General features: G+C 76.6%; 4 protein-coding genes. All 4 read left to right on the top strand.

Translation table 11 applies throughout. The annotated features are described in order from the left end of the window. Positions 1-91: 91 nt before the first annotated feature. The 4 genes from RKE29_RS24950 to RKE29_RS24935 all read left to right on the top strand — a co-directional run bounded on the left by RKE29_RS24950 (position 92) and on the right by RKE29_RS24935 (position 8,673). Complete coding sequence (locus RKE29_RS24950) at positions 92-688, top strand: hypothetical protein (protein ID WP_312007878.1); 597 nt, start codon at positions 92-94, stop codon at positions 686-688. A gap of 94 nt (positions 689-782) precedes the next feature. Beyond that, complete coding sequence (locus RKE29_RS24945; RefSeq protein ID WP_312007877.1) at positions 783-3,428, top strand: hypothetical protein; 2,646 nt, start codon at positions 783-785, stop codon at positions 3,426-3,428. Further along, a complete protein-coding gene (locus RKE29_RS24940) occupies positions 3,425-6,889 on the top strand; it encodes a hypothetical protein (protein WP_312007875.1) in 3,465 nt (1,154 codons plus the stop codon). Before RKE29_RS24945 ends, RKE29_RS24940 begins: the two co-directional genes overlap by 4 nt. Further along, positions 6,889-8,673: a hypothetical protein gene (locus RKE29_RS24935; protein WP_312007874.1), complete on the top strand. Its 1,785-nt coding sequence runs from the start codon at positions 6,889-6,891 to the stop codon at positions 8,671-8,673. Before RKE29_RS24940 ends, RKE29_RS24935 begins: the two co-directional genes overlap by 1 nt. The last annotated feature ends 146 nt before the right edge of the window (positions 8,674-8,819 follow it).

The following is an 8,819-nucleotide window of genomic DNA, read 5'->3' as shown; positions in this document are numbered from 1 at the left end:
CCGCCCCTGACCGGCCCGCCCCTGACCGGCCCGCCGCCGAGGCGCCCGCGCCCCCGCGCGCCGTCCCGCCACGGCCGAGAGGCGGCGCGTCGTGAGCCGGGCGGGCCGCCGCGGGCCGCGGGCCGAGCTGCTGGCCGGGTGGCTGTTCGCCGACCTGCTGATCGTGCTCGTCCTCGTCGTGCTCGGCGGCCAGCAGGCGCCCGTACGCCCGCAGACCCCGGCCGGCGCCGCCCGTTCGTCCGTACCGCCGTCCCCGGGCCCGTCCCGCACCGGCGCGGGCCCGCCCGGTCTCGACCGCACCCCGGTCGTCATCGAGGTGCTGGGCGACGCGGGCGACCAGCGGATCCTCGGCGCGGACCGGGCGGCGCGGGACCGCGCCCGCCGGTCGCTGGTGGCGGCGGTGCGCGCGGCCGTCGCCGCCCAGAAGCAGAAGGCGCGCGACCGGCACGAGGTGGTGCTCGCCGACCGCCGCGCCGCCGTCTGCTCGGTCTTCGGCACGTACCGCACCGGGTCCGGGGTGGGTTCCGAGCAGAGCAAGCGATACGCCGAGGCGGTGTCCCGCCTGATGCACGAGGCGGTGCCCGCCGTCTTCCCCGCCGATCCCGTCTTCTACGAGCAGTACCACGACCTGGGCGCGCCCGCCGGCCACCTGACGGTGAAGGTCTTCGTCTTCGCCGACCCCAGGTGACGTAGGGCCCGCCCGGCCCCCGCCCCCCTTCCGTACCCGCCGCGCACCGCCCGTCCGTCCCGGACGCCCGCCACCAGATTCGGAGTAGCACCGCATGACCGACCAGCCACCCTCCCCGCCGCCCACCGGCCCCCCGCCCGACGCGGACCCGGGCGCGGCGCCGGAGGACTCGCCGATGGAGGAGGCCGTCCGCTTCGCGGAGGAGTCCCTGGGGGTCCTCGACCTCCAGGCTCCCGAAGAGGGCGACGAGATCACCGCCCGGCTGATCGAGCAGGCCCGCCAGGAGGCGCTGGACCTGCGCCAGGTCGCCCAGGAGCCCGTCACCGTGGGCGTGGTGGGCGAGTTCAGCGCGGGCAAGTCGCTGCTGGTGGGCACGCTGCTGGGCCGGCCCGACCTGCTGCCCGTCGAGGTCCGGGCCACCACCGGCAACGTGACGGCCCTGCACCTGGCCCAGGGCCCGGCCGGCGAGCCGACCCGGCTGGAGCGGGACGCGGTCGTGGAGTTCCTGTCCCGGCGGCGGGCCCGCGAGTGCGTGCTGTTCATGCTCGGCGAGCTGGCGCACAAGGTCCGCCAGGACCTGCCGGGCGCGGACCTGTCGGCCCTGGAGGGGTACGACCCGGTGGCGGACGACTGGCGGGCGTTCGAGGCGTGGGCCCGTACGGCCCTGTGGGGCGCCGAGCCGGCCAACCCGCGGCACCGGCGGCTCGCCCACGAGATCCTGCTGTTCCGCGACGCCTACCTCGGCGGCCAGTCCGTGCTCGGCGACCGGGCCGCGATGCCCGCCGACCTGATCCGCGGCGCCCTGGACCTGGGCGACATCGCGGCCCCGCCGGAGGTCTTCCCGCAGCGGCGCTCGGTGCCCTTCGACGCCGACGCGGTCGGCGAGTCGCCGACCGCTCTCCAGGCGGCGTTCCCGCTGATCCGGCGCGTCACCTACCGGGTGTCGGTGGCGCCGGAGGCGTGGGACCTGGGCCGGCTGCGCGGCGAGCGGGACCTGGTCCTGCTGGACTTCCCCGGCCTGGGCAGCGAGGGGTCCGGCAGCCGCGACGCCTACCTCAGCCACAGCGAGCTGGGCGACGTGTCCACGATCCTGGTGGTGCTGCGCGCCAACCAGCCCAACACGGCCGTACCGCTGGAGTTCTACGGCATGCTCCAGCGGCACGGCCGCAGCCGCGCCGAGCTGGAGGACGCGGTGCTGGTGGCGGGCAACAAGTTCGACGCCGTGCCGGTGCCGCCGCTGCCCGCGCAGCCGCGGGTGTCCGCGCAGCACCTGCGCGCGGCCTCGCAGTACGTGGCCGGGTTCGACGTCACCGGCCGGGAGCTGGTCCAGGGCCGGCCCGACCGGGTGCTGCCGGTGTCCGCCGTCGCGGGCATCCACGCCTACGGCTACCGCTACGAGCAGGCCAGCCAGGAGTCCCGGCACGAGGTGGAGACCCTGCTGCGCGAGCACGCCGAGGCCCGGAAGCGGCGTTCGGCGGAGTACGCCGCGCCGTCCTGGGACGACTGGGCGCTGCGCATCGGCGACAGCTTCCCCACCGAGCCGTGGGCCGCCCGGCTGCGCGACTTCGAGGCCGACGGCGGCATCGACGCGCTGCGCCGCCTGGTGGAGGGCCACGTGCGGCGGCACGGCGTGCGGCTGAAGGCCGCGCGGGTGGCCAAGCGGCGCGGCACGCTGGCCGGGCTGCTGCGCAAGCTGGCCGCCCTGGTCCGCGCGACCGGCGGCGAGGACGGCAAGGCGCTGGGCGAGGCCGAGGTGCGGCTGCGGGAGCTGCGCAGCGTGCTGGGCCGCATCCAGTCCGACCTCGACCAGCTGCGCGACCCCACCGTGCTCACCTACGGGTCGGGCGTGTCGCTGCTGGACGCCCTGCGCCGCAAGGCGATCACCGAGGTCTTCGGCTGGCCGGAGTGGCACAACCTGGTCAACCACGTCGAGGGCGGCCTGGTCGCCGTCGGCGGCGCCGCCGCCTCCGAGGACGGCGGCAGGCGGCGCGGCCGGCTCAGCAGCGGCGCCCGGAAGCTCGCCGGAGGGGCCGACGACGTCTACAGCACGCGCACCTTCCGCAAGCGGTTCGACGAGACCGTCGGCCGGCTGGCGGCCGAGACGTTCGAGCACGTCGCCCAGTGGGCCGAGCAGTTCACCGAGGGCTGGCGGGAGCGGCTGGCCGACCTCGACGCCTGGTGGCGGGACGACCGCACGCAGGCCCTGCTCGCCGGCCCGTTCGCCGAGCTGGACGCCGACGACCTCGGCGAGCAGCGCAAGGAGATCATCGGCCTGCTGACCGACGTCGGCTGGATACCGGAGGAGCTGGACGCGGCCGTGCTGGGCCCCGCCAAGGAGGCCGGGGGCGGCACCTGGCGCGACGGCCGCTTCCCGCAGCGCGAGGGCCACGACCTGCCGTGGAACGTCTCGGTCGCCGGACGCCTGGAAGCCCATCAGAAAGCCATGGAGCTGCACCAGATGCGCGCCTTCCGGATGCGCCGGGAGATCGCCGAGGCCGCCGCCGAGGTCTGCGCCGAGCTGGCCCTGGACCTGCTGGAGCAGTCCCGGGAGTTCCTGGCCGGCGAGTTCCGCAGCGCCCAGGGCCTGATCCCGGTGGGCGCGCAGCTGCGCCGCCGTGGCCCCGGGCGGCCCGCGGGCCGCGGCGGCCCGGGCCCGGCTGAGCGGGACGCGGAGGAACCGCCGGAGCGGGGCGTGTCGCCGCTCCTGGACCACCTGGCGACGTGGGGGATCGACGCATGAAAGACCTGTCACTGGAGTTCGACGCCGGCCCGCACTCCGCGATCCGCCGGTACGGCCCCCGGGTGTTCGAGATCGGCCCAGACCCGGAGACCGGCCAGTACGGCCTGCCGCGCCTGGTGCTGGTGTCCGGCGACGGCGCCGCCTGGAGCTCGGTGCACGAGCTGCGCATTATCGAGATCCGCGACGCCCCGCCCGAGCTGAAGCACTGGCTGATGACCCGGTGGACGTACCCGGAGGTGCCCGGGCAGCGGATCCTGGGCCGCCGGGTGCTGGAGCCGCCGGTGTCCGTGCCCGCCCAGCTGCTGCCGCCCGCGCCCGACGAGACCGGCGGCCGGCTGTCCTGCGACGTCATCTGGGGGGTGGCCTTCAGCTCCGGCGCGGCTGCCGAGGCCGCCGTGCAGCGGGTGCCGTTCACCGTGACCGTCGAGTTCCTGCTCGCCCCGCCCGGCGGCGCGCCCGAGGAGCCCGAGGAGGAGCTGTACGGGCTGCGCCGCCGCACCATCCCCGACCGGGACCGGGTCTTCCCCGGCTTCGCCGCCGTCGACTTCGGCACCACCGCGTGCACCGTCACCCTCTACGACCCGCGCCAGGACGACAAGCTGCCCATCGACCCCGAGCAGGAGCTGCTGTTGCGCTCCCTGCTGGCCGACCTGCTGGACGACGCCGCAGCCGACCTGCCCGCCCACGTCGCCAAGGACTGGCGGACGCTGCTGGACGGGCTGCCCGACCAGGTCGCCGCCCTGGCCGGCGACGAGCGGATCGAGAGCGTGGGCCGGCTCGCCGCCCGGCTGCGCGGCGGCCGGCCGCTGCCCGCCGGCCTGCTGGACCGGGTCTGCCTCGAACTGGACAAGGGCCTGGTCTCCTCACCCGAGAAGGACCTCGCGCACTGGCTGGGCCTGCGCCTGCACGACGTGTACGACCAGGCGCTGGACGTGCCGCCGCTGGCCCGGGTGCGGCTGCGGCAGGTGGTCTTCCCCGAGGAGGCCGCCCAGGACAACGAGACCGCGGCCGCGACCTTCGTCAACAGCGGCATGGAGCTGGCCGCCGCGGACCCGCCGTCCTTCACCATCGGGCACGACCTGAGCCTGGGCCGCGGCGTGTGCCCCGACCTCAAGCGCTACCTCGGCGAGACCGCCCAGGTCGAGGTGCCGGGCCTGCCGCCGGACCACTCGCTGACCACCGACTACCTCTACACCCACGTCTACCACGAACTCCTGCGCTGGACCGAGAAGTCCGCGGCCGGCGACCGCGACCCCGAGCCCCGCCCGATCACCCGCCTCGCCGTCACCTACCCCACCACCACGCCGCCCGACGCGCGCGCCGCGCTGCGCCGGCTGCTCGCCGAGTCGCTGGACGCCACCGACGTGTGCGTCGACTACGACGAGGGCGTGGCCGCCGGCCTGTTCTTCATCCTCCGCGACCTGGGCATGGACTACGGCAACGGCGCCGAGGCGCTGCGCGCCCGCTCGCACCCGGTGCCGGGCGCCGAGCGGCCCACCTGGGAGCAGAGCTGCCTGGTGGTCGACATCGGCGGCGGCACCACCGACATCGCCCTGCTGCGCCTGACCCTGTCCGCCCGCGACCCCGAGCCGGACGCCGCCGGCCCGGTTCCGGACACCGCGCGCGGCATCCACTACGACCTCAGCCCCGAGGTCGTCGGCTCCAGCGGGCACACCCAGCTCGGCGGCAACTTCCTCACCCTGCGCGTCTTCTACTGGCTCAAGGCCCGCATCGCCGACGCCCTGCTGCGCGGCGAGGAGCACACCGCGGAGCGCGACGCGCTGGCCGAGGCGTACCTGCCCGCCACGCTCCGCGCGCCGAACGGCGACCCGCTGTCCCTCACCGACGCGGTGCTGGGCCACGGCCTGGAGGAGGACGTGGTCCCCGCCGACGTCAAGCACGTGCTGGACGCCCTGCTGCCCACGCAGTGGCCGCAGGACGCCGTGGACGACGCCGCGCGCAGCGCCTTCCGCATGCTGTTCGCCTGGGCCGAGGACGCCAAGCGGATCCTGGGCCGGGCCGGCGGCGCCCCCGGGCCCGAAGGCGGCGGCGCGGTCTCGTACGGCGTCGACCACGGCCACCTCGCCGAGATCTACCGCCAGGCCTTCGAACTGGCCGGCCGGAAGGCCCCGTACGGCGCCGCCCTGCTGCCCGTGGACGGCATCCGCCTGGAGCCGTCCGAGTTCCGCAGGCTGCTGCGCCCCGCCGTCCACCGGATCGCGTCGATCGCCGCCGACCTGGTCGCCGACAACGTCGACCGGCTGCCCGCCCGGCGTCTCGACCGGGTCATGCTCTCCGGGCGCAGCACGCTGATGCCGCTGGTCAAGGAGGGCATCGTGGAGTGGTTCACCGGCGGCGTGTCCAACTCGGCCGCCCTGCCGTGGAACGCCGCCGCCATCTCCCTGGAGGCCCGGTACGCCAAGCAGGCCGCCTCCATCGGCGCCGCCTGGGCGTACGCGACGAAGACCACCGAGTGGGGCGCCGCCCAGCCGCACGCCGCCGACGAGGGCGGCGGCGTGCTCACCGCCGAGCAGCGCGGCCTCACCGAGATCTCCCTCACCACCGAGAACCTGTTCCTCGGCATGCCCTGCAACATGGAGCTGCTGGGCGCGGGCACCTTCGCCGCCTCCCTGTTCAGGACCGGCGAGCCGTTCGAGGAGCTGGACGAGACCGGCCGCCTCGGCCTGTACAGCAAGCCCTTCTCCCTGCCGCACAAGATCTTCCTACAGCGCGTCACCAGCCACTCCAGCTCCATCACCTGGGGCAGCCTGGACGTGGCCGAGCACGCGGGCCGGGAGAAGTTCCGGCCCGCCGAGTCCCTGTGGTGGGGCGCGGGCGGCCGGCCGGGCCCGCGCGTGCAGGCCCGCATCGAGGTCGACCACCAGCTCACCCCCGCCGTGCACATCTGCCTGGGCCGGGAGCACTTCCTGGTGCGCGGCGAGGCGGTCGACCTGGCCCCGCTGCTCGCCGGGCACGGCACGGCGTACGGGGGCGGGCGGTTCGACGTCCTGCCGTGGGCCGTGCACGTGGTGACCGACGAGACCGAGCAGACCACCCGTGAGGTCTTCCCCGCCGGCCCGCTCGGCGGCACCGAGCCCCGCCAAATGCACGAGAGCCCCGACCCGCAGACCCCGGCCGTGCCGGGCGCGGTGGCCAGCCTGCCGCCGCCGCTGGTCGAGGACGAGTACCCGGTCTACCGCTTCGTCGCCGTCGGACCCGACGGCACCCGCACGGCCCTCGGCGAGCTGCGCGCCCCGGGCGAGGGCGGCGCCCGTGCCGCGTACCAGGCGTCCCTCACGGCGACCGGCGTGCTGCGGGTGCACCGGGGCAGGGTCCCCTTCCTGCCCGCGAAGGACCTGCGCGAGGTGCAGGAGCGGCCGGGCGCGGTGCGACGGCTGGCGATGACCCGCAGCGAGTCCTCGGTGAACGAGATGTGGAACCCCTACTCCGGAAGGCACTGATGACCAGCAATCCGAGCCCGGCCGCCGGGCCGCCGGCTCCCTCCGACGGATTCGCCGGGCCGGACGGGCCTGACGGGTCCGCCGGGCCTGACGGGTCCGCCGGACCTGACGAGTCCGGTGGGTCCGGCGGGCTTGAGGGGCTTGAGGGGCTGGCGGCCCTGTGGGCGCCGGGCGTGTTCGAGGCGCTGCTCGACGGCGCCGCCCAGGACCGTACCTCCGCGGCCTGCCGGGAGGTACGGACCCGCCTGGGCCGGGTGGCCGGGGAGCTGGCGGACATCGCGGTGGACCCGGCGTACGAGGACGACCCGGCCCGCGCGGACATCGCCCGCCTGGCGGCCGCCCTGGTGATACGGCTGGCGGACCACCGCCCGGAGCCCCGGCCCGCGACCGCGCGGCCGCCCGCGCCGGACGGGCTCGCGGACGCGCTCCCGGAGCCGGTCCCGGACCGGAAGACGAACCGGGGGACGGACCGGGGGACGGACCGGGGGGCCGACCCGGCGGCGGGCGGTACGGACGCGGCGGCGCAGGGCGGCGTGGAGGACACCGCGGCGCGGAAAACGCCGCCCGCGCGTGGGGACGACTCACCCGCGCGCGGGGACGACCGGGCCCCGGGCGAGGAGACCCCGGACCCGGGGGAGAAGACCCTGGGGGCGGGCGAGGAGGACGCGGACCGGCAGGACCCGGGCCCGGCCGCCGCTCCCGCCCCCACAGACGCGGACCGCCGACCGGCCGCGTCGTCCGCCGTCCACCGCTGGCAGACCGACCCGCCTCCGCCTCCGCCCCTGTTCCCGCCTCCGCCGCCCGGGCCCGTCGGCCTCGCCGCGCTGCACGCCGATCTGGCCCGGGTGTGGACCGAACGCCTCCGCTGGCACGACCACCTCACCGGCGACACCGTCCTCGCCGACTGGATCGACCGCTGCCGCGACGCGCCCCCGGCGGAGGGCGCCGCCGAGCTGTGGGACGCCCTGCACCTGGCGCTGCTGCGGCTGCCTCCGGAGGAGCAGGAGCTGCGCGCCGACCTCGCCAAGGCGGCCGGTACGACCGTCGCCGAGGGCTGGACCGTCCCGCCGTTCCCCGGCCGCCCGCACCCGGAGGACGACGACGCGGCGCCCGGCCGGGGCCTGGCGCTGGCCGACTACCCGTCGTACGCGGACGAGCAGCCCGACCTGCACCCGGAGTTCCCCGGTGAACTGGCCGCCGGGCCGGGGAGCCTGGAGCCGCTGCTGGTCTCGCTCGCCAACGACCTGCACCACCTGGTCAGGCTCGACCGCAGCCTGCACTACTTCTGGAAGAAGGCGGCGGACACCCCGGCCGTCCCCCAGCGGTTCCACCGCGAGGAGGGCGGCACGGCGAACGTCCGGCGGTACCTGACCGCCCTGCGCTGGCAGGCCGCGGAGGTCTCCCGGCTGCCCGGGGACGACTGGGGGGCGGACGAGGCCAGAACGCTCATCGAGTTCGACGCCGGGCTCGGCAGCCCGCTGCACCTCGTGCCCGCCGCCGCGGACAGCTGGTGGGGGCGGCGGCGGCAGGCCCTGACCGCGTTCACCTGGAGCCGCCTGGACGAACACGGGTTCCAGTGCGCCGACCGCCAGATCGGCATGGCGTCGTCGCCCAACCGGGACGCCGAGATCCCCATCCCGCTCACGGTCGCGGGCGGCCGCCGAAGCACCGAGCAGGGCACCATCCTGTGGGTGGCCCGGCACCGCCTGCTGCTGAAGAACCCCCGCCACAGCGCGCCGAGCGTCGTCGCCACGGCCCGGATCGTCAAGGGGGGCCCGCGGTGAGCACGGCACCGGACGCCGGGCGGCCCGCGCCGGAGGCCGCGCGGGCCGCGCAGGGTGCCCGTGCCGGGTCGGCCGCGCAGGGTGCCGGGTACGGGCCGGACGCGCCCGACGGGCGGGGCGTCGCCTCGCGGGCGGCGCAGGCCGGG

Source organism: Streptomyces sp. B1866, assembly GCF_031932565.1.
Classification (GTDB): Bacteria; Actinomycetota; Actinomycetes; order Streptomycetales; family Streptomycetaceae; genus Streptomyces.
Note: the sequence above shows the minus strand (reverse complement) of the source record. Positions and strands in the feature narration are given on the sequence as shown.

Coding starts and splice junctions, on each gene's coding strand:
- RKE29_RS24935 (WP_312007874.1), top strand. CDS start 6,889: ATGACCAGCAATCCGAGCCCGGCCGCCGGGCCGCCGGCTCCCTCCGAC.
- RKE29_RS24945 (WP_312007877.1), top strand. CDS start 783: ATGACCGACCAGCCACCCTCCCCGCCGCCCACCGGCCCCCCGCCCGAC.
- RKE29_RS24940 (WP_312007875.1), top strand. CDS start 3,425: ATGAAAGACCTGTCACTGGAGTTCGACGCCGGCCCGCACTCCGCGATC.